Annotated in this window: 23 protein-coding genes; 8 read left to right on the top strand and 15 right to left on the bottom strand. The window is 60.5% G+C overall.

What is annotated here, in order from left to right:
- Positions 1 to 17: 17 nt before the first annotated feature.
- Genes AC5V87_RS28060 through AC5V87_RS28070 form a run of 3 tightly spaced genes read right to left on the bottom strand, consistent with a single transcriptional unit; the run spans position 18 to position 3,172 of the window.
- Positions 18 to 1,325, bottom strand: coding sequence for an NAD(P)/FAD-dependent oxidoreductase (locus tag AC5V87_RS28060; protein ID WP_495368390.1), 1,308 nt, complete (start codon positions 1,323 to 1,325; stop codon positions 18 to 20).
- A 16-nt stretch (positions 1,326 to 1,341) separates the two neighbouring features.
- On the bottom strand, positions 1,342 to 2,058 hold the full coding sequence (locus AC5V87_RS28065) for an HAD family hydrolase (protein WP_495368391.1): 717 nt from the start codon (positions 2,056 to 2,058) through the stop codon (positions 1,342 to 1,344).
- A gap of 34 nt (positions 2,059 to 2,092) precedes the next feature.
- A complete protein-coding gene (locus AC5V87_RS28070; protein WP_495368392.1) occupies positions 2,093 to 3,172 on the bottom strand; it encodes an ABC transporter ATP-binding protein in 1,080 nt (359 codons plus the stop codon).
- A 211-nt stretch (positions 3,173 to 3,383) separates the two neighbouring features.
- Between AC5V87_RS28070 and AC5V87_RS28075 the strand changes: the two genes are divergently transcribed.
- A complete protein-coding gene (locus AC5V87_RS28075; RefSeq protein ID WP_495368393.1) occupies positions 3,384 to 4,322 on the top strand; it encodes a LysR family transcriptional regulator in 939 nt (312 codons plus the stop codon).
- Between the two features lie 787 nt (positions 4,323 to 5,109).
- Here the strand turns inward: AC5V87_RS28075 and AC5V87_RS28080 are convergent.
- From AC5V87_RS28080 to AC5V87_RS28110, 7 genes are all read right to left on the bottom strand, one after another.
- Positions 5,110 to 5,445, bottom strand: coding sequence for a helix-turn-helix domain-containing protein (locus AC5V87_RS28080; protein ID WP_495371953.1), 336 nt, complete (start codon positions 5,443 to 5,445; stop codon positions 5,110 to 5,112).
- A 33-nt stretch (positions 5,446 to 5,478) separates the two neighbouring features.
- Complete coding sequence (locus tag AC5V87_RS28085) at positions 5,479 to 6,684, bottom strand: ABC transporter substrate-binding protein (RefSeq protein WP_495368394.1); 1,206 nt, start codon at positions 6,682 to 6,684, stop codon at positions 5,479 to 5,481.
- Positions 6,685 to 6,765: 81 nt separating this feature from the next.
- Positions 6,766 to 7,650, bottom strand: coding sequence for a VOC family protein (locus AC5V87_RS28090; RefSeq protein ID WP_495368395.1), 885 nt, complete (start codon positions 7,648 to 7,650; stop codon positions 6,766 to 6,768).
- 48 nt (positions 7,651 to 7,698) lie between these two features.
- Entirely contained in the window at positions 7,699 to 8,895 is a 1,197-nt protein-coding gene (locus AC5V87_RS28095; RefSeq protein WP_495368396.1) for an FAD-dependent monooxygenase, read from the bottom strand.
- Positions 8,892 to 10,514, bottom strand: coding sequence for an FAD-dependent monooxygenase (locus tag AC5V87_RS28100; RefSeq protein WP_495368397.1), 1,623 nt, complete (start codon positions 10,512 to 10,514; stop codon positions 8,892 to 8,894). The genes AC5V87_RS28095 and AC5V87_RS28100 overlap by 4 nt, the downstream gene beginning before the upstream one ends.
- Positions 10,515 to 10,578: 64 nt before the next feature.
- Positions 10,579 to 11,463 carry a fumarylacetoacetate hydrolase family protein gene (locus AC5V87_RS28105; RefSeq protein WP_495368399.1) on the bottom strand — a complete coding sequence of 295 codons (885 nt, stop codon included), beginning with the start codon at positions 11,461 to 11,463 and terminating at the stop codon, positions 10,579 to 10,581.
- Between the two features lie 107 nt (positions 11,464 to 11,570).
- Positions 11,571 to 12,311, bottom strand: coding sequence for a GntR family transcriptional regulator (locus AC5V87_RS28110; RefSeq protein WP_495368400.1), 741 nt, complete (start codon positions 12,309 to 12,311; stop codon positions 11,571 to 11,573).
- 203 nt (positions 12,312 to 12,514) lie between these two features.
- On the opposite strand from AC5V87_RS28110, the gene AC5V87_RS28115 reads away from it, so the two are divergent.
- Both AC5V87_RS28115 and AC5V87_RS28120 read left to right on the top strand, forming a co-directional pair.
- On the top strand, positions 12,515 to 13,186 hold the full coding sequence (locus AC5V87_RS28115) for a 3-oxoacid CoA-transferase subunit A (RefSeq protein WP_495368401.1): 672 nt from the start codon (positions 12,515 to 12,517) through the stop codon (positions 13,184 to 13,186).
- Positions 13,180 to 13,845 (top strand): 3-oxoacid CoA-transferase subunit B, encoded by a 666-nt coding sequence (locus AC5V87_RS28120; RefSeq protein ID WP_495368402.1) that lies wholly within the window; start codon positions 13,180 to 13,182, stop codon positions 13,843 to 13,845. The genes AC5V87_RS28115 and AC5V87_RS28120 overlap by 7 nt, the downstream gene beginning before the upstream one ends.
- A 599-nt stretch (positions 13,846 to 14,444) precedes the next feature.
- Here AC5V87_RS28120 and AC5V87_RS28125 read toward each other — a convergent pair.
- From AC5V87_RS28125 to AC5V87_RS28145, 5 genes are read right to left on the bottom strand one after another with little or no spacing between them, the layout of a single operon-like run.
- On the bottom strand, positions 14,445 to 15,356 hold the full coding sequence (locus AC5V87_RS28125) for an IclR family transcriptional regulator (protein ID WP_495368403.1): 912 nt from the start codon (positions 15,354 to 15,356) through the stop codon (positions 14,445 to 14,447).
- Between the two features lie 58 nt (positions 15,357 to 15,414).
- On the bottom strand, positions 15,415 to 16,194 hold the full coding sequence (locus AC5V87_RS28130; RefSeq protein WP_495368404.1) for a maleate cis-trans isomerase family protein: 780 nt from the start codon (positions 16,192 to 16,194) through the stop codon (positions 15,415 to 15,417).
- Positions 16,195 to 16,249: 55 nt separating this feature from the next.
- Positions 16,250 to 17,161, bottom strand: coding sequence for a fumarylacetoacetate hydrolase family protein (locus AC5V87_RS28135; protein WP_495368405.1), 912 nt, complete (start codon positions 17,159 to 17,161; stop codon positions 16,250 to 16,252).
- 23 nt (positions 17,162 to 17,184) lie between these two features.
- Positions 17,185 to 18,288, bottom strand: a complete 1,104-nt coding sequence (locus AC5V87_RS28140) for a cupin domain-containing protein (RefSeq protein WP_495368406.1) — start codon at positions 18,286 to 18,288, stop codon at positions 17,185 to 17,187.
- Complete coding sequence (locus tag AC5V87_RS28145) at positions 18,281 to 19,357, bottom strand: carbon-nitrogen hydrolase family protein (RefSeq protein ID WP_495368408.1); 1,077 nt, start codon at positions 19,355 to 19,357, stop codon at positions 18,281 to 18,283. The genes AC5V87_RS28140 and AC5V87_RS28145 overlap by 8 nt, the downstream gene beginning before the upstream one ends.
- Positions 19,358 to 19,626: 269 nt before the next feature.
- Here AC5V87_RS28145 and AC5V87_RS28150 point away from each other — a divergent pair, with 269 nt between their 5' ends.
- From AC5V87_RS28150 to AC5V87_RS28170, 5 genes are all read left to right on the top strand, one after another.
- The gene (locus AC5V87_RS28150; protein ID WP_495368409.1) at positions 19,627 to 20,412 is read left to right on the top strand and encodes a tryptophan 2,3-dioxygenase family protein; all 786 of its coding nucleotides are present in this window, start codon (positions 19,627 to 19,629) and stop codon (positions 20,410 to 20,412) included.
- A 53-nt stretch (positions 20,413 to 20,465) separates the two neighbouring features.
- Positions 20,466 to 21,452, top strand: a complete 987-nt coding sequence (locus AC5V87_RS28155; RefSeq protein ID WP_495368410.1) for an ABC transporter substrate-binding protein — start codon at positions 20,466 to 20,468, stop codon at positions 21,450 to 21,452.
- A 65-nt stretch (positions 21,453 to 21,517) separates the two neighbouring features.
- Complete coding sequence (locus tag AC5V87_RS28160; RefSeq protein ID WP_495368411.1) at positions 21,518 to 22,297, top strand: ABC transporter ATP-binding protein; 780 nt, start codon at positions 21,518 to 21,520, stop codon at positions 22,295 to 22,297.
- A 10-nt stretch (positions 22,298 to 22,307) separates the two neighbouring features.
- The gene (locus AC5V87_RS28165) at positions 22,308 to 23,219 is read left to right on the top strand and encodes an ABC transporter permease (RefSeq protein WP_495368412.1); all 912 of its coding nucleotides are present in this window, start codon (positions 22,308 to 22,310) and stop codon (positions 23,217 to 23,219) included.
- A gap of 1 nt (position 23,220) precedes the next feature.
- A complete protein-coding gene (locus AC5V87_RS28170) occupies positions 23,221 to 24,096 on the top strand; it encodes an alpha/beta hydrolase (protein WP_495368413.1) in 876 nt (291 codons plus the stop codon).
- Positions 24,097 to 24,099 lie beyond the last annotated feature (3 nt).

Consider the following 24,099-nt stretch of genomic DNA (forward strand, 5'->3'; position numbering starts at 1 on the left):
CCTCCTCCAAAGAGATCTCACCGACCGATCGCATCGAGAAACTGGTACCAGCCGGCGATCATGCGCACGGCAGGCTCACGCAGCGGGTAGAACGGAATCGCCTTCATGCGCCTGACGTCGAGCAGGCCGACATCGGGGCTCTCGCCGCGGACGAGCGCGGCGAGATAGCGGCCCATCAGGCTCGACATCGCAACGCCGGCGCCGTTGTAGCCCATCGAGACCAGCGTGCGCTGGTCGAGCCGGCCGATATGCGGGACCGAATCCAGCGTCATCGCGACGAGGCCCGACCATTTGTATTCGAGCGGCACGTCGGCAAGGTCCGGGAAGATGCCGACCATCGCCTTGCGCAGCGCATCAAAGGCGGCCTGCGAATCCTGTTTGCCAAAGGCGCCGCGGCCGCCGACGATCACGCGGTTCTCGACCATGCGGAACCAGCGCATCATGCGCTTGGTCTCGGTATAGGTGCGCCCGGTCGGCATCAGTTTTCCGGCGAGATTGCGCGGCAACTGCTCGGTGGCAACCATGGCACTGCGGAACGGGATCAGCGTGCGCTGCATCTGCGCGGTCGCGCCGGTGAGGTCGGAATAGCTGTTGGTGGCGATAATGGCCTGTTTTGCGCGCACCGCGCCTCGCGGCGTCTCGGCGACGATGCCGTCCGTCTCGCGCCTGAGCTTGACGACCGGCGACTCCTGGAAAATGGGGACACCGCGGCGCGCCACGCCGTCGGCGAGACCGCGCAGATAATTCAGCGGATGGATGCCGCCGGAGCCCGGGTTGAGCACGCCGCCAACAAAGATATCGGAGCCGGTCTCATCGCGCACGCCGTTCTTGTCGAGGATGCGAACCTCGGCAGAGCCCATCTCGCGCGTCATCCAATTGGCCTCGTCGATGGCCGCTTTCAGCGTCGTCTCGTTGTGCGCGGCCTTGACCTGGCCGGTGCGGATCAGGTTCGCGCGGGTGATGCCGAATTCTGACACCAGCTCCTCGACCATGTCGGTCGATTCATGCGCGATCTGGTACATGCGCCGCGCCATGGCGCGGCCGTGCACGGCGTCGATCTCGCGGAACGAGAGGCGGAATTTTGCGGTGATCACGCCGCCATTGCGCCCGCTCGCGCCCCAGCCGGGGCGGTTCGCTTCCAGCACGATGGGCGAAAGACCGTCCTTGGCGATGTGGTGCGCCGCTGACAGGCCCGTGTAGCCCGCACCGATGATCACAACGTCCGCCTGGTGCTCGCCGGTCAGCACGGGATAATCACGCGCCGGCTCCGCCGTGGCTTCCCACAGCGAATTGACCGATGGCAGCGCGCGCCAGTCCCGTGTCATGCCCGCGCTCACGAACTTACGCCGCCGGCCCGATCGCCGCGTCGGCGAGTGCCTTCAAGGTCGGATAATGGAAGTCCGGCTTTGTCAATGTCTCGACCGCGGGCGTGCCGCCAAAGCCGGCGAGGCCCTGGCGCCGCTCGATCCAACACACCTTGTAGCCGAGTTTTCGCGCGATACCGATGTCGTGGTACTGGCTCTGCGCGACGTGCAGGATGTCGGACTGCTTGTAGCCGAAGGCGGACTGGCGACCCTTGTTGTAGGCGAAGAACTCGGGGTTCGGCTTGGCCACGCCGGTGTCGTCGGCGCAAACGGTGTCGTCGAAGGGATTGCCGAGCGCGTGCGCGTAGCAGGACAGCGCGACGCGGTCGGCATTGGTCATCGCCACCAGACGGAATTTTGTACGCAAGCGCTTCAAGGCCTCGACCGAGTCCGGGAACGGTCCCCAGCGCAGCACGGCGATCTGGAACACGTCGCAGGAGGCATCGTCGGCCGGCAGCCCGAGCTCCTCGGCGAGATAGCGGTAGACGTGAAACATCACCTCGCTCGAACGCTCGTAGTGCTTGTCGCGGCCGCGCTTGTAGGCTTCGAAAATTTGCTCGTCGGTGAGCTCGGCGGGCGTCTTGCCGGAGATCTTGCGCACCGCTGCGAGCACGCCGGTCTCGAAATCGATCAGGGTGCCGACGACGTCGAAGGTGAGAACCTTGAAATTGCTGAAGGCGGCTTGGGTCGACATATCGGTTTCTTCTCTCGGTTGAACAGGACTGGTTTCAGTCCACCCGGGGCACCACGATGGTGTCCTCGGGGTGAAGGGTGACTGTGAGGCTGCCGCCAAGCGGCGGGATGCGGTGATAGGCCTGGTGGTAGCTCGGCTGGCGCAGGCTGAGCGCGATGCCGTCGGTGAGCGCAAGGAAAATGCGCAGGCTCTCGCCCTGATACACGATGTCGGTGACGGTCCCGGTCAGCCGGTTGCAGGCGGCATCCTGCGCGCCGTCGTCGATCAAGAGCTTCTCGCTGTGCACGGCCAGCATCAGCGCATCGACATCGGGAATGGCGCGGGCGCTGCGCAGCACGGCATTGCCGAGCGCGACGCAGGTCCCATCGACACGGCGGACCGGGAGCATCGTCGCTTCGCCGATGAAGCTGGCGACGAAGGAATCGGCGGGATGATCGTGCAGCCGCGCCGGCTCGTCGATCTGAACCATCCGGCCGTCTTTCATGACGGCGACGCGGTCGCTCATGGTCAGCGCCTCGCGCTGGTCATGAGTGACGTAGATGATGGTGGCGCCAATGCGCTTGTGAAGCGCGCGCAGCTCGATCTGCATGGATTCGCGGAGCTGCTTGTCGAGCGCCGAGAGCGGCTCGTCCATCAGGATTAGCCGCGGCTCGAAGATCATCGCGCGTGCGAGGGCCACGCGCTGGCGCTGGCCGCCGGAAAGCTGCGCGATGCCGCGCTCCTCATAGCCGGCAAGCCCGACCATGCTGAGCGCAGCGCGAACCTTGTCCGGCCAGCTCGCTTTCGGCAGGCGCCGCGCGCGCAGGGGAAAGGCGACGTTCTCGCCGACGCTCATATGCGGAAACAGTGCGTAGTTCTGGAAGACCACGCCGATGTCGCGCTTGTGCGGCGGCATCCAGGTGACGTCGCGGCCGCCGAACAGAATCGTGCCTGACGTCGGCAGGATGAAGCCGCCCAAAATGCCGAGCAGCGTGGTCTTGCCGGAGCCGGAGGGGCCGAGCAGCGAGACGAATTCACCGGCGCCGACATTGAGCGAAACGTCGTCGAGGGCGCGAACGGCGCCATAGGCCTTGCTGGCGGACCTGATCTCGACGCTTTCCGCTCGCTTGTCCAACGATCGTCCTCGCCATGTCCCTGCGCTGGCGTGCCTCACTGCACGCCATAAGCCTACTTTATAGACAGGGCTTTGGAGCACTCACGGCCGAAGCGTGCGCTGCACCAAGTCTTCTCACGAAGGGCCTGTCTTTGGGCTGTCATATTCATGACATCAGACTTGCCAAAACTCGGCAATTGCCAAATTCTCACCGCGCCCATAACATGCCGTTATGCCCGAGCTCCGCCGCATGCTGCCGTCCAGTAACGCCCTGTTCGTCTTCGACGCAGCCGCGCGCAATGGCAGCTTCACGGCGGCGGCGGCGGAATTGAACGTGACGCAGCCGGCGGTGAGCCGGATGCTTGGCCAGTTCGAGGAGCATCTCGGCGTACGCCTGTTCGATCGCAGGACGGGCCGCGCCGTGCTCACGGAGGAAGGTGAGCTCTTGTATCGCCGCGTCCTCGAAGGCTTTCGCAGCATCGAAAGCGGGCTCGTCGAGATCGAGCGGCGCCGCAAGGGCACCGAGACGGTGACGCTGTCAGTCTCCTCCGCCTTTACCACGCACTGGCTGATGCCGCGAATCGACAAGCTGCAGAAACAGTTTCCGCAAGTGGATTTGCGTTTCCAGCTCATCTCCGGCGCGCTGCGCGGGCCGGTGGAGAATGTCGACCTCGGTATGCGCTTTCGCGACCGCGACGAACCATCTTCCGGCGGCACGCTGATCATGAAGGAAGTGATGCTGCCGATGTGCAGCCCCGGTTATCTCGGCGAGACCGATCCTGCCGAAGGCAACACCATCATTCGCCTTGCCGAGACGCCCGGCGACTGGGCCGTGGATTACACATCGCTTCTCACCGGGCGCCGTGGGGCGGCGAAGGCACTCAGCTTCACCGATTATGCCGTCGTGGTGCAGGCAGCCCTGCTCGGCCAAGGCATTGCGCTCGGCTGGCTCACGGTGACCTCGCATTGGTTACTGACGGGCGCGCTGGTGCCAGCCTCGGATACCCTTGCCGTCACGCGCCGCCTCTGCGAGTTCATGCCGCCCCGAAACCGTACCATGCGGCCTATTGCGGCCGAGATCCGGGATTGGATCACGGCACAGATGCGAAACGAAGTGGCTGCAATCGATCGGCTATATCCGCGACTTGGATTGATGCCTGCATGCTACTGAGGTTCAGGCATGGAATGGTTTTCTTGGCGGCCGGCTCATCCTATCCGATTGAGAATTCGTTCACGAAGCGATACCGCACCTCAAAGGGATACGACTTTGAAACCGGCTTTGGCGGCGAGGATCAACTCGAGATCCAGCCTGGTCGAGCAAGGGGCAGATCTCTTTCTCATTGGCGGGAATCGAGATGCCGACACCGATTTCGACAATCGACCGCATGATTTGCGCGTCAATCAGATCCTACACTCATCGCTGGTGCCTTGGTCATGTTCTGCCCTCACCTATTCACCGTCTCATATTGGGCGACGCAGGATTTTTCCTGATTTCCCGGTGCACGCGACGTGCACACGCCGACCTCTAACCGACTTAAAAACTTGAACTCTCGATCCAGTCCATCATAGACCAGTTTGAGGCTGACTTAAGCTAAGCCGAGGCAACTCCGGCTTGCTAGAAGAAGCAGCCGATGCCCGCCGCGCACAGCAGAAATAGCTTGTCGGGGGTTCGAGTCGGGGGTCCGCTACATCGCGAACCCACTATTTCGGAAGTGCTGTTTTCCTATCGGCGAGCAGCCTAGCTGGCCTATTCACGTCTTGATAGTGCGCCGAAAGCTGCATTTTTTGCGCAATCAGACTACGCCTCGAATGTGGATGGGCCAACTTCAGATACAGGAGGCGCAACACCTGATCTCAGCGAAGCGGCTCCCAAAATGCGAATCCGTCCTCCGACCCCACGCTCAGAAGCTACCGTTTGCGCGGTGACTACGGGTAACATCGTGGAACCAGCCGCAACCCTAGCTCGGGAGGTGGAGCATCCTGGGTAAGGTCAGTTTGCGCGAGGCGCATAGAAATCTCTCTTGGGTCGCGCGATCATTGATGACGAACTTTTTCGGAGTACTCAAGCCGACCTGATCGAGCTGATCCACCCGGACGCTTGTGCTCTGCTCTTGCATCCCAGCGAAGGCCGCTCTTTCGCAGCTTCCCGAGAACAACGAGGCAGCGAGGGCGAGGGCATTGGGGCCTACGGCATATTTCTGATCTTGCGGCAGATAGGTGAGTTGGCCGATCCGCGTCAAAGTCAGCGTCAAACGAGAGACCGTCGATCGAGTAAGACCGCAGCGGTCGGCGATTTCCCGGTTGCCGAGGCGGCTACACCCATGCTTCTAGGGCAAGTCCATGATTTCGCCGATCGCATCCCAGCCCGTTCCGTTGAACCGCATCAACCGAATTTGTTTGATAGGTTCGTAATCCTGATTGGCCGTGTTGAGCGTGATGCCGGGCAGCAGCAGTGATAATGGAACCTGCTTTAGATTCGTCGCTTGCCGCATCAGGTTTTCCCGCGTCAGGTCGTCGCCGCACTGACGCAGAACCGCCACGATGGCTTCCCCGACCGAATATCCGAAGACCGCATTGGAATCGTACGGATCGATATCGGGAGCATAGGTTTTGAGGGTCTTGAGATACTCCGTGACCGCTGGATCGTTCTGCCACGTCGGATCCTGCAGATCCTTGAAATACGTGCCGGAAATAACGCCGACCGTCTTATCTAGTCCGACGGGCTTGAACGTGACTGCGATCGAGGTCGCAGGCACGTCGATGAATTGGAGCGGCTGCCAGCCAAGCTCGTGAACCTTGCGCAGCCCCTGCGCCGCAAACTTGGAAATGCTGACATGGAAGAGGACGTCGGCGCCGCTGGCCTTGAGGCTAACGATCTGCGAATCGACCGTCGGATCGTTCACCTCGTACGCCTTCTCTGCGACGACGAACTTGTCGACCTCGGGTCCCAAGCCCTTGCGAATTCCCCTCTCTCCCTCTCTGCCGTACTCGTCGTTCTGATACACGATGGCGACCTTGGCGTCGGGCCGGGCTTCGCGGATGTAGCGCCCATATGCCTCGCCGACCCTTTCCGCAGACAGGGTGAACGGCATGGTCCAAGGAAACTCCTTCGGTTGAAGGAACCGCGAGGAGCCCGACATGATGAAGATCTGAGGCACCTTCTTGAGGTTGAGATATTTTTGGATGGCCGCGTTCGGTGCGCTGCCAAGGGATCCTGCAATTGCAAGAACCTCCTCCGATTCGACCAACCGCCGCGTTTGCTCGACGGTCTTCGGCGGGCTTAATGCGTCATCCAGAGAAATCAGCGTTATCTTTCGTCCATTGATGCCGCCCGCCTCGTTCACCTTCCGCAGCAGCGCTTGCGTACCGCCCGCCGTCGGAATACCGACCGCCGAGCCGTTTCCACTATAGGCCATGGTCTGCCCCAGCTTGATTTCGGTATCGGTCACGCCTGGACCGTATTGCGGCCCGCCGTAGGCAAGAGTTGTGGTGAGGAACGCAGCCGTCGCGGTTAATGAAAACACAGCTTTCACGGACTTACTCCTGGGTTACTTGGGCGCGGTTGGGCCGCCGACAAACGGTCATGTCAGTCCGGCATGTCCTTGGAACGCGCCCTATGCCTTCCGGAAATCGAAGTCGTACTTGGTGCCCCAAGTGGTTAGCGTTCCGCGCTGCCAGACCTGGGGCTTGAGCGGCAAGGTTTCATGCCACGGCCGCGGCTCGAACCAGCCCAGTTCGGGAATGAGTATGTCCATATCGGCGTAGAGCTCGACCAGCACCTGGTCGGGATCGAAGTGATAGGACGCGAGATTGTGGCCCGCCGTATGCCGCGCTGGTCCCCAGACGATCGGGATGTCGTGAGAGCTCAACAGATCGGCGGCATCATGATGATGGGCGCGCTCCTTCAGCTCGAATGCGATGTGGTGGAGTTTTCGGCGCGGCGCATCGACCACATTCAGGACATGATGGTCGCGGTTACACGTCAAGAAGGTCGCGCCAGGGTCGATGCGATCTGTCAACGCAAAGCCCAGTGCCTGTTCGAAGAACCTCACCGACTTGGCCGCTTCGGGTGACATGATGGCGATATGACCCAGCTTGTTGGGCACGATGCCGTGCGTGGCGAAACCGGGCGCCGGCAGGCTCATCTCCGCATAGAGCTGCACCACGTGGCCGCCGGGCTCCACCACCTCGACGAGCTTGCTCACTCCGGGTCGCGCATCGGTTTTGACCGACGCCGCCAATCCCTGGTCACTCAGGCGCATCGCCCAATCTTCCATGGATATATCCCTGGTTACCTGCAACCCAACGCATTGCAGACCGGTCTCCTCGGAGACGCGCAAGGCGATGTTGTGATGGTCGAGTCCGAGGCTGAGATAGGCCGAACCGTCGGCGGCACGCTCGGTCACCTTCGCGCCGATGACTTCGGTGTAGTAGCGCAGCTCGGGTTCGATGTGTTGGGTCCCCAGTTCGACGAAACCCAGCTGGAATGCTCTCGGCATGGCGTCCTCCGTATCTGCGGCGGCCGGCTCAATCCGGCGCTGCCAAGGTCATGAAAGCGATGCGGTGGGTTGCGGCCGTTCGGCGTCGAAGCCGAAAATCGCCGCCCGCCGTGGCGACAGCCCGACCCAGGCCGCCATCTGTGCATCCCTCTTCTGCTGCTCGACGCCGTCGGCGAGATGGAACGTCGTCGCGTTACCGCGCGCCGCCAGCTGGATCGCCGCGGTCCTGGGCTTGCGCCATGTTTCATAGTTGGCCAGTGCCTCCGCTACGCGAGCCGGCGCGACCCCGGTTAAACACACGGCAAGCGTGGCCCCATCTTCGATCGCCTGCGCCGCGCCCTGCGCCATGTAGGGCAGCATGGGATGGCAGGCGTCGCCAAGCAGCGTGACCCGACCTACGCTCCACGCCGACAGGGGGGGCCGGTCGAAGAGCGCCCACTTGAATGTTTCGTCGACGGCTCCCAGGATCTGGTGGATCTGAGGATGCCAGCCGGCATAGCATCGCTTGGCGTCTTCGACGTTGCCGCGGTCGTTCCAGGATTCGCGATCCCAGCTGTCCTGCTCAGTTACAGCCACGAAGTTCAGAAAGCGGCCGCCGGACACGAAGTAGTGCACGAAGTGTCCGCCCGGCCCCATCCAGTTGGTCGCGCAATGCTCGAGATTGAGATGGGTTAGCCGCTCCGCGCGCGCGAGCCCGCGATAGGCGACATTGCCGGAAAACCGCGGACGCTCGTCACCGAACAGCACCTTTCGTACCACCGAATGAATGCCGTCGGCACCGACCACGACGTCACTGTCGACGGCCGTGCCGTCATCAAAGACCGCCAAGGCGACAGCATCGCTCTGCCTGACATCGACGCAGCGCCATCCGGAATGAAGGCGCTCCGCCGGCAACGCCGCAGTAAGAATCGACAACAGGTCGGCGCGGTGGAAGTGGTAGTACGGCGCACCGTAGGCCTCCTCGACGGCGCGTCCCAGTTCCTCGCGCCCCAATATCCGGCCGTCGCCCCAGCGCTTGATTTCGACATGCGACGGCTTGACCGCGACCCGTGCTAACGCGTCCCCCAGGCCACAGCGGTGCAACAGCCGCGTGGCATTCGGGCTAAGCTGAATGCCGGCGCCGACCTCTGACTTTCTGGCGACCTGCTCATAGACGTGGACGTCGCAGCCGGCGCGCAGCAGCGCCAGCGCAGCCGCGGTGCCGCCGATGCCACCGCCCACCACCGTAACTTTCAGACCGCTCATGCGACGGCCTCATAGCCGAGTGCGCGCGCCAGGATCCTGTCCGCATCCGCGGTGGACGCGTCCGACCCGCGCCAGGCGATATGCTGGTCGGGCCGGACGAGCAACACTTCGCGACCATAGACCGGTTCGAGCGACGGCTCGTCTAGATCGACAATCTGCAGCGGAATCTTCGCTTTCCGTGCGGCGCGTGCGAAACCGCCGCTGTCGGAGCCACCTAGATTGATCAATGTGAACCACGGCCCCAGCCTGTCAAACAGCGCACCGCCGTCGCTCAGGAAGGTGCTCGGCAGCCGTGCACCAGGCATGGTCGTCGGGGTGTAGTGTACCGGATCCGTCGGCGGCTCGACATTTGGTTCGACGGCAACAATCGGCGACCGGTGATATACGTAGCCGAGCTCGATGCCCCAACTTTCGTTCTCGGCATTCCCAAGTTCCGCTATCCGTGACGCGATCTCGCTGCGGCGCTCCGCGCTCACCGCTTGCGTGCCGTCAAGATCGCTTCTGTAGGTTTGCATAATGTCGATCCGAACTCTGGTGTGACGAGCCGACGCTTCGCGATTGCGCAAGCCCACCGGACGGCGTTCGCGCTCGTACGAGGCCAGCAGGCCGGGGCCTCCAAAACCTTGGATCGTTGCCGCCAGCTTCCATCCGAGATCGACAGCGTCGGCAATTCCCGTGTTCATGCCGTAGCCACCGGTCGGAATATACTGGTGGACGGCATCGCCGGCGAGAAACACACGGCCGCGGCCATAGGACTGCGCCAGCAGCAGATGAGGCGTCCAGGCGTTAGTTATCAGAATCGTATGGTCGAAGTCCGTGCCGACGAATTTTCGCAACACCGTCCTCGGATCGATATCGCCGGGCGCAACCGCGGGATCCTGGCGGGCCTGGATGGTCCAGATGTCTCTGTCATTCTGCGCGATCATGGTGCCGAACGGGGACTGGTAGTGCCAGGCGATGCCCCAGCGCTGCAGGATTTCGCGTGCGTTCGAGTAGAAATGGACCATCTGGAAGATCCCAACTCGCGGCGTGCCATCAAGCCCGATGTCGAGCAGCTTGCGAACACGGCTTCCACCGCCGTCGCAGCCGATCAGATAGTCGCATTCGACGATTTGGGTCCTGTCATCTTCGGAGTTACACAGTGTGACCGTGACTCCGGCATCGTCCTGCGTGAAATCCTCCAAGGTCCAGCCGAAGCGCACGACAGCATTCGGCTCAGCGTCAACCGCGCGCTTCAGGACCGGCTCGATCTCCACCTGCGAGACGCGCATGGCGGGTTCCCGGGCCTGGGTGCCGTCATTGGTCTCGCGAATCTGGCGACGCGCCTGTTCGGGACTCGGATAGCGGAAACGATGCAGCTCGTGCCCGGCAAGCGAGGTGATCCAGGAGACGTCGAACGGATGATGCTCTGGGACCGCGACCTTGCGCAGACTCTCGGCCAATCCAAACTTCCGGAACAGTTCCATGCTGCGGCCATTGGTGATGTCCATCTTGGGATATCGGGTGGTCGTGGCATTGCGTTCGACGACCATGACCTTGATACCGAAGTGAGTCAGCACCTTTGCCAGCGTCAGCCCCACCGGCCCACCGCCCGCGATTAGAACCTGGGTCGTCTTCATTGGAACTCCATCCGAATCGCGCCCCGAACCTTAGGCGGTGCAACATCCGCCCGCGACATGGCATTCAAGCCGCGCGAACCTGATCTTCCTCAGCGATGATTGGATTCGACAGCGTGCCGATTTTTTCGATCATCACCTCGACGAGGTCGCCCGGCTTCATCCAGACCGGTGGCTTTCTTGCGGCGCCGACGCCAGCGGGCGTTCCCATCACCAGGATGTCGCCAGCTTCCAGCGTCATGCAGGCGGACAGCAGTTCGACCGTCTCCGCAACGCCAAAAATCATGTCGCGCGTATTGGCGCTCTGCATCACCGCACCGTTGAGGCGGGTCTCGATCTTCAGCCCCGTCGCACCGGGTGGAATTTCGTCGCTGGTGACGAAGTCCGGGCCGAACGCTCCACTGGCATCGAAATTCTTGCCGACCGTCCATTGCGGCGTCCGCAGCTGATAGTCGCGGATGGAGGCGTCATTGAAGATCGAATAACCGGCGATGTAGTCGAGCGCGTGGTCGCGCTTCACGTGACGCGCGGTGCGGCCGACAACAGCGACCAATTCTCCCTCGAAATCCAGCGCCGACGACTGCGACGGCCGCACGATCGCCTGACCGTGGGCGACGAGCGAGGTGTTCGCGCGGAGAAAGATCACCGGAAAATCGGGGCGGGCCTGCTTCGATTCGGCAGCATGGTCCGCATAGTTCAGACCGAGGCACAGGATTTTTCCCGCCTGGGTGATTGGCGGAAGCAAGCGAATTGCGCCTTCGGCGATCGGTTTGATCTGCGGTGCATGACCGAGCGCGTCCGCGATTCGCCTCATCGCCGGCGCGCCCAGCGCGAGCAGCGCCGGAAGGTTCTCTGGCAGGTCCGTCACGAGATCGGCCAGCGGCAGGATGCCTTCGGACGACCGAACGCCCAGCGCGGGTTGGGAACGACGTTCGTAGCTGACAAGTCGCATGATGCCTCACCAAAAAATCGATGTTTTCGTCATAAACAATAAAACATCGATTTTCAAGTGCGATCAATGATGACGAAGTTCCGTTATTTCCTAGATAGTTGCCGCACTCAAAGGGCCTCGTGGCGGCGCGCGACCTGAGCAACAAGCGCCGTGGTGTGGGATATGTGGGCGTTGGCCAGGCGGATCGCCTCTGCCACGTCGCGCCGCATCACCGCCTCCGCGATCGCCTTGTGCTCCTTCTGCACATCCCGGCTCACCTTCGAGCGTGCGGACAAGGCGCGGTATCGCGCCGCCTGTTCGAACAGCATCGCATCAAAATCGATCAGCCAGCGCGAGCCGCAGGCGGCGATGAGACTGGCGTGAAACGCGCGATGCCGTGTCTCCCACTCCGGATTGATCCGCTTCGGATCATCTGCATCGCGCGGCGGCGTGCGCGACAGCCGATGCAACGCAACCACGATTGCTTCATCGGTTTCGTTACTGGCCCGGGCAATCGATTCACGCAGCGTGATCTCGTTGAGGAGACAGCGTGAGCGAGTCAGCTCTTCCAGCTGATCCGCTGAGACTGACGGAACACGGAAGCCGCGCTGGTCAGACTGTACAACCCACCCCTCCGCAGAAAGGCGGTTGAGCGCCTCGCGCACGGGGCTCGCACCTGCACCGTATTTGTCCCGAAGCGTGTCGATCGCCAACTTTTCTCCCGGCATGAACACCGCGGAGATCAAGTCGCGACGCAGCCTTTCCTCGATCGTTGAGGCCAGCGTTGTCGCGCCACGCGGCGCGGCTTCGATATGGGCGACTGCTTTCTTCAGCGGCATATGATCCTCGACATGGCGGCGGGCCGACATGGCGCCCGATCGAGCGAAGCCCGCGAGCGCACAACAGATCAAACATCCAAAAAATCGATAAAAAGTCAACGAAACCGAATCATCGGTTTTCGCCAAAGCGCCATTTTATCGATATTCTTTCAGAATCTCCTTGAACATCGATGTTCCTTCCTCTATCAGCACCCGGCCGACCGCGTAGGCCAAGCTCGCTCCTAGGACGTGTAATGCTCGATCGCCGAATGAACACATACGCGGAGGCATTGAGTGGGCTCTTCCACGGGGCCACGATCTTGCTGGGCGGCTTCGGAGGCGCAGGCGTTGCGCTTGGCCTTATCCGCGCCGTCCTAGATTCGGGCGCGCGCGATCTTGTCGTCGTCTCCAACAACGCGGGCTCTTCCGACGACGACCTCGCGCTTCTTCTTCGGAACGGACGCGTAGCAAAGGTCATCTGCTCGTTTCCGAGATCGAAGACGAATACGGTGTTCGCGGAGCTTCATCGGCAAGGAAAGGTCGCGCTCGAACTGGTGCCTCAAGGGACGCTCGTCGAACGGATTCGATGCGCCGGTGCCGGGCTGGGCGGGTTCTACACGCCGACCTCGGCTGGAACGCAGATCGGCGCCCATAAGGAACCTAGAATTCTGAACGGACGGGAGCACGTGCTCGAGCTTCCGCTCGGCGGCGATTTCGCCCTGTTGAGCGCGTTGCGCGCTGATCGCCACGGCAACCTCGTCTACAACAAGAGTGCCCGCAACTTTCAGCCTATGATGGCGACTGCGGCGAAAATCACCGTCGCAGAGGTCGACGAACTCGTCGACATCGGACAACTGGATCCGGAGGCGATCGTGACGCCGGGCATCTTCGTCAATCGTATCGTAACGCGGGGATCACCATGGTGAAGCGGCTATCACGCGAAGAAATCGCGGACCGGATCGCCAGGGAACTTCGGGACGGGTCCTTCGTCAATCTCGGCATAGGTCTTCCGACGCTCGTGGCGGACCGCATTCCCGAAGGAATCGAAGTCATCCTACATAGCGAAAATGGCATCCTGAACATCGGACCTCGACCGCCCGCGGGAGAGGAGGATTGGGATCTCGTCAACGCAGGCAAGGATCCGATTTCGATACTTCGTGGGGGATCGTTCTTCGATTCCAGCCTGAGCTTCATGATGATGCGCGGCGGACATCTCGATTGTTCGATACTCGGGGCGTACCAGGTGTCAGACAAAGGTGATTTGGCGAACTGGTCAATGGGTTCAGGAGACGATTTGCCCGGCGTCGGCGGAGCGATGGATCTTGCCGTTGGCGCCCGCGAGATCTGGGTGATGATGGAGCACGTCACCAAGCAAGGTGCGCCTCGGATCGTCAGAGAATGCACTCTGCCGTTGACCGCGTTGGGCGTGGTGACCCGTATCTTCACCGATCTCGCCGTCCTCGACGTGACTTCGGACGGTCTCGTCTTACGAGAGATCGTCGAAGGATTAGGCACTCAACGCCTGCAAGAGCTCACGGCAGCGCCAATCGCTCTCGACGGAACGCTAAGGCCTCTTCATCCTTAGTAATTCCGCGAGATTCGATCACAATTGGGGCTTGCTTCAGAGGTCCACTGCATCGCGAGAGCCACTATTCTCGAAGCGCTAGTTTCTTATCGTCGCACAGTGTAACCGGCCTGGCGGCGCTTTCGCAGCCAGCCAGAATTGCCCTTTGCACGTGATCGCGAGCGATACTTTGAATGTTGATTAGCAGTTTCAAATCCAGGACGCGCAACCACCAATACCGACATTCGTCGGCTGTCGGCGCGCGGTAGCTATTTTTCCAGCAACCTTTTGAGACCGAGACTTTGGCATCCTTTTGCCGCGGACCCGGCGAGTTGGAGACGAATAGACCAAGCTCGCCTTGATTCGGGCAGGCGCTGGTTGGGGGCGACTTCCATACTGGATTGTACAGCAAGAGTTGACCAATGGCAGATTGAGCCGGGTGTTGACACCTGCACAGAGGGCGAGACAATTAGCTGGGCCTACCTGGCCCATTGGTTAGATCGACCTCTTCATCCGGCGGCTAGACTCCTTAGAACCGCCTTGAAGGGAGTCACAGCCAAAAGGCAGACGGAATTCGGCCCATAATAAGAGCGTCGTGAAGGGGTGAGCCAGCCCTCTATCTAAGTCTTTGAAATATAACGTATATAGCTTGTGGTTCTTTGGCCTGCATCACTGGAGATATCGCGGGCCAGAGACTGTATCGCCATAGCGTTTGGTCCTCCCAGATCGTCATCTAGGACACCTCGCAGGCCCATTACCGTGATACCCGCAATGATGGTGCTAGTATGGTCAAAGATGGGAGCCGAGATCGCAGTGTAGTCAGACAGCAGATTGCCTCGACTGCGACTAATTCCCTTTTGCCTGATCGTCGCGACGAGTTCGCGTACTTCCTTCCAACTGCGCGGGACGTCGGCCAACTCGGTCGGCGAAGGGCGCTGAGACAGGTCTACCAGTTCCGCATCAACATGGGCGGACGTCATGCCCTCGGGAAGATACGCCAGGAACAGCCGTCCCAAGGCAGATCTCAAGATCGGGAGTACACTGCCCACGCGGAGTTCGAAAACGGAGCGACTGTGGATACCATCGGCCCGAAAGACAATCGTCGGGCCGTGATTGCCCCAAACGCCGAGAAAGACGCTGTGGCCGATGTCGTTTGCCAGTTCGACGAGCCGATCGCGGGAAGCTGTGAATATGTCGAACTGCTCGAGGCCGGCAATTCCAAGTTTCAGCGTATATGGACCAAGGCCATAATGCCCGGTGCTGGCATCCTGATGAACCACTCCGATGCCGAGCAGGCTGACGAGATAGAAATGCAGCTTGCTCGCGGATAGGCCTGTGCCCGCTGCAATTTCCTTTAGGGGCAGCGGCCGCCCGGCGCCAACCAGGAAGTCGATTACCCGAAATCCAATTTCGATGGACTGAATGCCTTTCCGAGCACTCTTTTTAGATCCGTCTTTATCCACTTGAGCCGTTCCCGGGGCCGTTGCGCGAACCGCCACCATGTCGGCTAGGTTCTCCTTGGAGTGGTCCATGTCTTACAACCCGGGGGGCAAACGGGCAACGGAGTCCTCCAAGTCCCGCTGACGCAATTCAATTGACGGGAGCTGTCTGGCCAAAGGCTCCGGAAAGCAGGTGGCCCGCGTTGGGGAGTGTCGCTTCGAGCCCTAACGCCCTCAGCATCTGGTGCGTTGTGGCGATGGCCGCAGTGACGACGGGTACACCACATTCGGCCTCGACGTCGGGCACCGCCGCCAGCGATGGCATTTGGACGCATGCTGAGAGGACGAGGGTGTCAATGCCCTTGATATCGAGCTTTTTGTAAATGTCGAAGAGGCCCAGTGGGTCTCGTGCACCGACTGCCAGATTGTCTTCTATCTCGAGGGCGATGAAATCGTTGACGGAGATGTTTTCGCTCTCGATGTAATCGACAACCAGTTTGGTCAACGGCTTCATATACGGAGCGACGATGGCGATACGCTTTGCACCCATGAGCTTGAGGCTGTCGACAAGTGCGCCGGCGGAGGTAACAACGGGCGCAGGGGCGCCATTTTCCACGGTGCGGCCGTGCAGCCGTTCCTGCGAGACGCGATGGTAGCCCTTGCCCATCGCCATGATCGCGACCAGGCAGGCGTAGCCGAGAACATCGACCCGCGCGTCCGATAACTCGGCGGCGCAGCGGTCGGAATCGCGGTCCATCGCCGCCAGTTGGTCCGTTGTGACGCTCTTCATTCGCATGCGCGCGGAGTGGAAAGAGAAACGTTCGGGAAGAACACTCTCTCTCGCGCGCAGCATCGCCGGAATCTCGCGCTCCATGGTCACATTGGAGCTGGGCACGATCTGGCCGATGCGTATTACTTTGTCTGTAGTCATGGTGTCCTGTCCCGGGTTACGTGCAAAATCTCAGGTGAAGTCTGTCGTCAGGACATCAAATGGCGACGACAGGGTTGCGCAGCCTGCCGATGCCTGCCACCTCGGCCTCGATGACGTCACCCGGCCGCAGCCATTCCTGCGGGGCGCGCCCAGCGCCGACGCCGTCCGGCGTGCCGGTCGCGATGATATCGCCTGGCTCGAGCGTGATGCCCTGGCTGATATCGGAGATCAGCGCGTTGACGTTGAATAGCATGTGCCGCGTATTCGAGTTCTGCTTCTCGACGCCATTGACGGACAGCGAGAGGTCCAGAACGTGTGGGTCGGGGATGTCATCTGTGGTGACGATCGCTGGACCGAAGGGCGCATAGGTGTCCTGGCCCTTCGAGTAGATCCACTGGCCAGCGCGGCGGTTGTCGCGCGCGCTGATATCGATAAGTACGCTGTAGCCAAAGACATGACTGAGCGCATCTTCGGCTCGGACCCGGCGAGCGGTCCGCCCGATGATCACGGCCAATTCCACCTCCCAGTCGAGTTGCTTGGTGATCTTGGCGTCGTGATGCACGGCATCGCCGGGGCCGATCACTGTAGTGGGTGGCTTGGAGAAGATCACCGGCTGTTTTGGCAACTCCCTCGACGTGTCCAAGGTGCGGCTCGATTCTGCGACATGCTCGATATAGTTGAGCCCGATGCCAAAAATGTTCTTGCGTGGGCGCTGGATCGGAGCGAGCACCCTGACGTTCTCGATTGGTAGCGCAGCGCCGACCGGCAAGGCCCGTTCCGTGTCGCCAACGAGCTTGCGAAGCGCTGCCAGTGCGGCAGGACCCTGATCGATGAAGGCAAGCATGTCGTCCGCCAGAGGAATGCCGGACGCCGCACCCAGCCCACCGACATCGAGGACGGTTCCCCCGATCACGACGCCGAGTTTTGACTTATCGGCGGGGTGGGCACGGAATGTAATCAACCGCATGTTCGTCTCCGGTGTTTCGTGGCTTAAGCGGCGAGCGGCTGATAGCCCTCGTTCTCGCCATAGGCCTCCTCGCGATAGAGGCCGAGCGAATGCATGACTGGCAGGTCATTGAACGAGAACAGGCAGGCATCCTCCTTGTCCGATGCATTGGCATGCTCGTGGATCGCCCATGATGGGACGCAAAAGATGTCGCGCTCCTGCCAATCGAAGCGCTTTCCATCGACGATGGAGTAGCCACTGCCTTTGGCGCACTGATAGATGAAGCTTCCAGTGTGGCGGTGCGCCTTTGTCCTCTCTGCGGGCCGCAGCAATTGCATGCCGGCCCCGATCGTCTGCATCACGGGACCGCCCGTGATTGGATTGACGTATTTCATCAGGACGCCGTCATAGGGCGAACCGTCGGTTGCCATGGCGTACTTGGTCAGCGCCTCGTAGGTCGGCTCCCACTCATACTTGAAGAGCGGCGAGTAGGGTTTCGACCAGGTGCCTGTAGCAGGTAGTACGCCAGGAGCGCCGTAGGTGTTGGTCGAGTCGTCAATCTCATAGGTGACCTGCTGCCTCAGGTCTGGATGGACGGTGAAGAAGTTCGCCTCGAGCGCGTTCATCAACGGAATGTCCAGCCCATCCTGCCAAATGCAGGGGCTGCCGTCGGCCGACACGCCATGCTCGTGCCAGGTGCCATTCGGCGTGAGGACGAAATCGTTGCGGCGCAGCGTCATCTTGTGGCCGTCGACGATCGTATAAGCGCCAGACCCTTCCATGATGAAGCGTAGAGCGGAAGCCGAATGGGCATGGGCCGAAGCGGCCTCGCCTGGGTTCATCACCTGAAGACCGGTATAGAGCCAGCCCACGGCTGCCGAAACGTCGCGACGGTTGGGATTGGACAGGTAGATCACCCGTCGGCCGGCCTTCTCTGGCGTTACCAACTCCACCGAGCGAAGGACATATTCGCGCAGGCGACGGTAGGGCCAAAGGACCGGGACCGACGTCGACTTCGGGAACCAGGGCTCAATTTTGTTCGCCACTGTCCAGAGTGCGCCGGCCTCTAGATCCTCGAGTTCCTTGTAATAGGAAAGCAGTTCCTGAGTGTCCTCGACGTTGGAGCGACCCGCAACATCTTCACGCATTTGACAATCTCCTCTTCATGGTCTCTGCAAAATGACCGGCTTCCTCCCCGGCGGGGTCGGATAAGGTGGCGTGGTCGGAATTGTCTCGGCCACCAGAGATAATCGAGGTGGGATCGTTGCGGATCGACACTGCCTCCTGCGGCGCGGCATTCACCCGCAGATTGAAGATGTCGAAGCGCTGATAATGGCCGACGATATCGTGCATCTGCTTTGGCTGAATGCAGCGGCTGAGATCGATGTCGGCATAAACAATGCCTTCGTCGTCGATCAGCGGTGTGCCCACGACACGTCCATCCGGCCCTACAATGCCGGAGAATGCGCTCGACTTGCGTTTCAGCCGCGCCCGAGCGTCCGGAACGATCGTTTCCATCGCAGCGATGATCTCTTCGGAGATGGTCGAGCAGGCCACGACGGTGAATAGCTTGCCTTCAAAGGAATGAGCCGCAGCCCGCAGCCGGATCGCATCGGCCATGTCGTAGTCAGGCGGAGCAACAGGCAGTGCAATGTAGCTTGCGACGTGGACCAACTCGCCCTGAGCAAGCAGAGCGTAGCGCGCGAGCGTATTGGTGTTCTCACCGCAGGCCAGCCCGGCGAGCGGACCGATCGCGGTTTGATGAACCACGAGCGAAGAACCATCGCCGTTGGTCCAGGTCAGCTTCTCCGCCCAGGTCGGAACGAGCTTCCTGTGCCGGCCCAGCAGCCTTCCGTCAGGGCCGATGAATAGCAAGGTGTTGTATATGGCGCCCAAACTGATCGGGCTACGCTCGTTGATGCCGATAACGACGTGAACACCGTGCTCGCGTGCCGCCGCGCACAATGTCGCCACCTCCGGACCGTCGATCAATATGGAGGCTCGCGAAAGCCGCTCGAACCATGCGCTTCCCGTTACTGGGTCAGTAATCCAACTCCAATATGGATACCCAGGAACGAACACCTCCGGAAAGGCGACTAGCGAAGCGCCATGCCGTGCCGCCTCCCCGATCAGGTCCACCGCTTTCAATATCGTCTTTGCGGTGTCCAGGAACTCCGGTGAGGCCTGGATGGCGGCGGCGCGAAACACGGGGAGCATTTTTAAGCCCTCATTTTTCCAATATTGTTGTACATAACACAACATTGATGAATGGTGTCAAGTCCTCAGACCACGCGGCTGACGCAGCAGCGCGAGAGTTCGCGCAGCAGTCCATCCAACAATTTGGGATCGGCGCGAGATGGTGCGCCAGGGGGAGGACTGGCGCGCCGCCAGGTTATCGCATTGACAGAAGCGACCAATATACAATAGTGCTGAACGAATAAATCCATATTAAACGCCGATGAGGCGTTGGAGGAGACGGTAGAGGCATGTCGGACACCAAGCTGACCGATCAGCAGTTCAGTTACGTGAATCACCTGCAACTCGAGCAGTTGCTCTCAGTGATGCGGCAGGTCACGCCACATCCCGAAGAGCACATTTTCATCACCACGCATCACGCGCTGGAGATCTGGTTCAAGCACCTGATCTTCGACATGAAGCGAATTATCGAGCACTTGTCCGCGGGCGAATTGACAAGGGCGAACTGGCTCCTGAAGCGGGCCGCCGAAATCATGAGGCTGGCGGAAGGGCATTGGACCGTTCTCGAAACCATGTCCGCGGCGGACTTCCTAGAGTTTCGGAGCTATCTGACCGGTGCCTCGGGGATGCAGTCCCGCCAGTTTCGCGAACTGGAGGTCATGTGTGGACTTTGTGAGACAGCAGGAGAAGCTTACCGCCAGCGCGTGGCCAAAGCTTGGCCAGGTCTCGCCGAGGGCTACCCGATAACTTTGCGCAAGGCGTTCTTTGCCGCCGTCGGAAACTCGGGCCACTCACTCGTCGATATCTACCGCGATAGATGGAAGCTCTTCGAACTTTTCACACTCGCCGAAAATGTCTTTGAATTTGATCGCCGCTTCCTGTCCTGGCGACACAGCCACATTCTGATGGTGCGACGCCAGATTGGTATGCGCACCAAAGGCACGGGCGGAACCATCGGCCAGGACTATCTCGCTTCAACGGCCAACTTCCTGTTTTTCCCCGAGCTTTGGGAGCTTCGACACGAGCTGACGCTTAGCGCCGGCGGGGAAGTGGCGGCACTACAAGCGGCCGATTAACGAGCGCACCGTCCGGGCGCTGATGATCGGACGATCTATGGGGAACTGAGCCAATGAAATGGAGAAGAACCAGCCTCTCGGGCGCGATCGCGATTTCGCTGACGGCGATGTTTGGCGACGTAGCGCGTGCGGACGAGGTCGCAAAAATCGGGATAGCGCAATTCGGGCGCCATCCACAGCTCGATCTCATCACTGAGTCGTTCAAAGAAGAGTTGAGCAAGCTAGGGAAGCACGAGGGGAAGAACGTCTCCTACAATTTGAAGCAGGTGAATTTCGATCCTTCCCTTGTTCCACAGATGATCGGCCAGTTGCTTTCTGAGAAGCCGAATTTGATCCTGACTATCACTACTCCGGTCAGCCAAGGGGCCAAAGCGATATTGCAGAACACCGATGCGGTTGGCGTGTTTGCCGCAGTGAGCGATCCGGTTCAGGCAAGCCTTGTTCCAAGCTGGCAAGGAGGGGACAAGAACATGACCGGCGCCTCGGACCTGCAAGACATCGACGCCGTGCTTAATTTCATTCACGAACTGCTGCCGGACGCTAAGCGGCTGGGCGTCCCCTACAATCCGGGTGAAGATAACGACATGGCGGTGCTACGGATCATCAAGGATCTGGCGCCCAGATATGGCTTTGAGGTAGTCGAGGTCGGCGTCGAGACAGTCAACGACATTCCGGTGCGAATCTCCGCGTTCAAGGGTCGCGCTGATGTTCTGTACGTCATGACGTCCAATCTGCTGCAATCGTCAGAGCCCGCCGTCGCGGCTGCAGCCGACTCCGTTGCAATCCCAGTCATTTCGGCAAATGACGCAAACGTGCGCACAGGTAGTTTCCTGGCCTCGTTTGCGGTCGACTACGCTAGCGTCGGACGGCTGGCGGCGGATTTGGCTGCACGTATTCTCAAGGGCGAGAAACCGGAAAACATCCCGGTCGCCAAACCGGCCCCGAAGGACCACAAGCCGGTGATCAGTGCCAGGCAGATGGAGAAGTTCGGCCTCAAGCTCCCGGCCTCCCTCTCATCCTGCAACTGCATGATTGATTGAATCATCCGCACCGGGGTGGCCGGTTAGGGCTGCCTCGGTGCGTGGTCAGAGTAAGGGAGGAAGAAATGCTGGCCATCAAAAGCATCGACAAGAAGTTCTTTGCTGGAACGCTTGACGAAAAGCATGCGCTTAAGGGCGTAGATCTTACGCTCAACGAAGGCGATTTCTGCTGCGTCATCGGCAGCAACGGCGCTGGAAAGAGCACACTGTTGAACGGTGTTGCCGGCAAGATCATTCCCGACAAGGGATCGATCCGGATAGATGACCGAGACGTCACCGCGATGCCAGTGCATCGACGCTCGCGGTGGGTCGCCCGTGTCTTCCAGGATCCTATGCTGGGTACGGCGCCGGAGATGACGATCGCAGAAAACATGCTCATGGCCGAACTACGCCCTCGACCCGCGCGGTTCACGCTCGGACTGAGCGCAACCAGACGTGACGCCTATAAAGAAAGGCTGAGAACGCTGCGGCTCGGGCTCGAGGACCGGCTCGACTCGAAGGTATCACTGCTTTCAGGCGGACAAAGACAATCACTGTCGTTGCTCATGGCCGTCATGGCGCAGCCCAGGATTCTGCTCCTCGATGAGCACACCGCTGCGCTCGATCCGCGCACGGCGCAACTCGTTCTCGACATCACCTTGGACGCTGTCGAACGCAACAAGCTGACAGCGCTGATGGTGACTCATGACATGGATATGGCGATCCGCTGCGGCAACAGGCTGGTGATGATGGAAGCGGGCCAGATCATTTACTCGACTTCGGGCGAAGCAAAGAGACAGCACACTGTCTCTGATCTTATCGATCGCTTCCACACCAAAGACGACAAGATACTGCTGGCAAGTTGAGGGCACCATCATGACGGCGTTCTGGAGCTTTTACGACCTCATTCCGATCACCTTGTCGCAAAGTCTCATCTATGCGTTTGTGGCCTTAGGGATCATGCTGCCTTTTCGTATCCTCAACTTTCCGGACATGACGGCGGAGGGTGCGTTTCCTCTTGGCGGCAGTATCTGCGCAGCATTCCTAGCAAGCGGACTGTCCCCCATAGCGGGCATGGCAGTGGCAGCTGTGGGTGGGGCGCTTGCCGGCGCTAGCACCGCAATCATTCACCTGCGCTTTCGCATTAATTCGCTGTTGGCAGGCATTCTGGTGATGACCATGCTCTACTCGGTCAATCTCCATATCCTCGGCCGACCGAACGTCGCGTTGTTCAAATACCCGACCTTGTTTAGCAGCATTGCATACTTCGGTCCGGGCTCCCTTGCAGGAAAGATCGTTGTGCTGAGTCTTCTCGTCGCGGCAGTCTTCTTCCTACTCCTCTACCTGTTATTGACGGAGCGTGGCGTGGGTGTCCGCGCCGCCGGCTCGAACCCGGAGATGGCTGAAGCTTATGGTGTCAGCGTTGCCTCGATAACCGTTGCCGGCGTCGCGATAGCGGGTGCCTGCTCTGCTTTTGGTGGATCGCTCCTCGTGCAATCGCAGGGCTTCGTCGATGTCGGCATGGGTATTGGCGTTCTCGTCAACGGCCTCGCCTCTCTCATCATTGGCGAAAGCTTGCTAGGGCGACGGCGCGTCATAAACCAACTGGCCGCCCCGGTTGTCGGATCAATCCTCTATTCGCAGACGGTATCGGTCTGTCTGGCGATTGGGCTCCCGCCCTCGGACCTCCGCTTCGCTACCGGTCTGCTGGTCCTGGTCGCGCTGGCGCTCCCTATTTTGCGAAAGCGCGGAACCGCACCAGCAATGCGGGAAAAGATGAGAGCCTGACATGCAGATGCTCGATTTGGCCGACCCGCCAGCCGAGAAAGCCGAGTTGGATCTCCAGCTTTCGCCCAGTCGCTCCTCATTGCATGTGCCGGCTATTTTTGGACAATGGCAAGCGCTTTCCGAGAAAGCTCGTCATCAGTCGGGGTCGGCTGCATTCCTGAACCTGCCCTACGGCAAAAAGACCCGACAACGTCTCGACGTTTTCACCAATGGCTACAGGAAGGGGGCGCAGCTCCGTCCGGTCCATGTCTTTATTCATGGCGGATTCTGGCAAGAGGGCAGCAAGGACGATTTCCATTTCCCAGGGCCGGCATTTGTTAAGGCGGGTTGGGTCTACATCGTGGTGGGCTATTCGCTCGCTCCGACAGTCTCGCTTAGTGAGATCGTAGCAGAGATCCGGGAGGCCGCCGGCTATGTGAGGGCCCGTGCTGCCGACTTCGGAGGTGACCCGGAAAGGATCGTGGTCTCCGGCCATTCGGCTGGCGGTCATCTGGCGGCATGCTTGGCCCTAGCGGGCGAGGAGGAGCAAAAGCTGGCCGGAATTGTCGCAATCAGCGGCGTCTTTGACCTTCACCCTATCCGTCAGTCCTATGTGAACGATGCGATCAACATTGGGGATGACGAGGCTCGTTTGCTGTCGCCGGCGCTCCGCGCCCCCATTCCCGGCACCGTAGCTCGCGTTTTGGTCGGCGCTTTGGAAAGTCCGGAATTCATTCGTCAGTCGCGATTGCTTGTTCAGAACTGGGGCAACGCATGTGGCTCGTTGAGCTACAGCACGATCGCCGAGGCCGACCACTTCAGCATTCTTCTAGATCTCACCGACCCAACCAGCCAGGCCTTCCGCGCCGTCGCGGGCGTGGTCGACACCGCTGCCTGAGGA

The organism is Bradyrhizobium sp. SOJA106, assembly GCF_059448745.1.

Excerpts from the sequence above, each read along its gene's own strand:
- AC5V87_RS28060 (WP_495368390.1), bottom strand. The coding sequence starts at position 1,325 with ATGACACGGGACTGGCGCGCGCTGCCATCGGTCAATTCGCTGTGGGAA.
- AC5V87_RS28170 (WP_495368413.1), top strand. The coding sequence starts at position 23,221 with ATGCAGATGCTCGATTTGGCCGACCCGCCAGCCGAGAAAGCCGAGTTG.
- AC5V87_RS28090 (WP_495368395.1), bottom strand. The coding sequence starts at position 7,650 with ATGCCGAGAGCATTCCAGCTGGGTTTCGTCGAACTGGGGACCCAACAC.
- AC5V87_RS28105 (WP_495368399.1), bottom strand. The coding sequence starts at position 11,463 with ATGCGACTTGTCAGCTACGAACGTCGTTCCCAACCCGCGCTGGGCGTT.
- AC5V87_RS28110 (WP_495368400.1), bottom strand. The coding sequence starts at position 12,311 with ATGTCGGCCCGCCGCCATGTCGAGGATCATATGCCGCTGAAGAAAGCA.
- AC5V87_RS28100 (WP_495368397.1), bottom strand. The coding sequence starts at position 10,514 with ATGAAGACGACCCAGGTTCTAATCGCGGGCGGTGGGCCGGTGGGGCTG.
- AC5V87_RS28160 (WP_495368411.1), top strand. The coding sequence starts at position 21,518 with ATGCTGGCCATCAAAAGCATCGACAAGAAGTTCTTTGCTGGAACGCTT.
- AC5V87_RS28115 (WP_495368401.1), top strand. The coding sequence starts at position 12,515 with ATGCTCGATCGCCGAATGAACACATACGCGGAGGCATTGAGTGGGCTC.
- AC5V87_RS28095 (WP_495368396.1), bottom strand. The coding sequence starts at position 8,895 with ATGAGCGGTCTGAAAGTTACGGTGGTGGGCGGTGGCATCGGCGGCACC.
- AC5V87_RS28145 (WP_495368408.1), bottom strand. The coding sequence starts at position 19,357 with ATGCTCCCCGTGTTTCGCGCCGCCGCCATCCAGGCCTCACCGGAGTTC.
- AC5V87_RS28165 (WP_495368412.1), top strand. The coding sequence starts at position 22,308 with ATGACGGCGTTCTGGAGCTTTTACGACCTCATTCCGATCACCTTGTCG.
- AC5V87_RS28130 (WP_495368404.1), bottom strand. The coding sequence starts at position 16,194 with ATGACTACAGACAAAGTAATACGCATCGGCCAGATCGTGCCCAGCTCC.
- AC5V87_RS28140 (WP_495368406.1), bottom strand. The coding sequence starts at position 18,288 with ATGCGTGAAGATGTTGCGGGTCGCTCCAACGTCGAGGACACTCAGGAA.
- AC5V87_RS28135 (WP_495368405.1), bottom strand. The coding sequence starts at position 17,161 with ATGCGGTTGATTACATTCCGTGCCCACCCCGCCGATAAGTCAAAACTC.
- AC5V87_RS28150 (WP_495368409.1), top strand. The coding sequence starts at position 19,627 with ATGTCGGACACCAAGCTGACCGATCAGCAGTTCAGTTACGTGAATCAC.
- AC5V87_RS28075 (WP_495368393.1), top strand. The coding sequence starts at position 3,384 with ATGCCCGAGCTCCGCCGCATGCTGCCGTCCAGTAACGCCCTGTTCGTC.
- AC5V87_RS28065 (WP_495368391.1), bottom strand. The coding sequence starts at position 2,058 with ATGTCGACCCAAGCCGCCTTCAGCAATTTCAAGGTTCTCACCTTCGAC.
- AC5V87_RS28125 (WP_495368403.1), bottom strand. The coding sequence starts at position 15,356 with ATGGACCACTCCAAGGAGAACCTAGCCGACATGGTGGCGGTTCGCGCA.
- AC5V87_RS28120 (WP_495368402.1), top strand. The coding sequence starts at position 13,180 with ATGGTGAAGCGGCTATCACGCGAAGAAATCGCGGACCGGATCGCCAGG.
- AC5V87_RS28155 (WP_495368410.1), top strand. The coding sequence starts at position 20,466 with ATGAAATGGAGAAGAACCAGCCTCTCGGGCGCGATCGCGATTTCGCTG.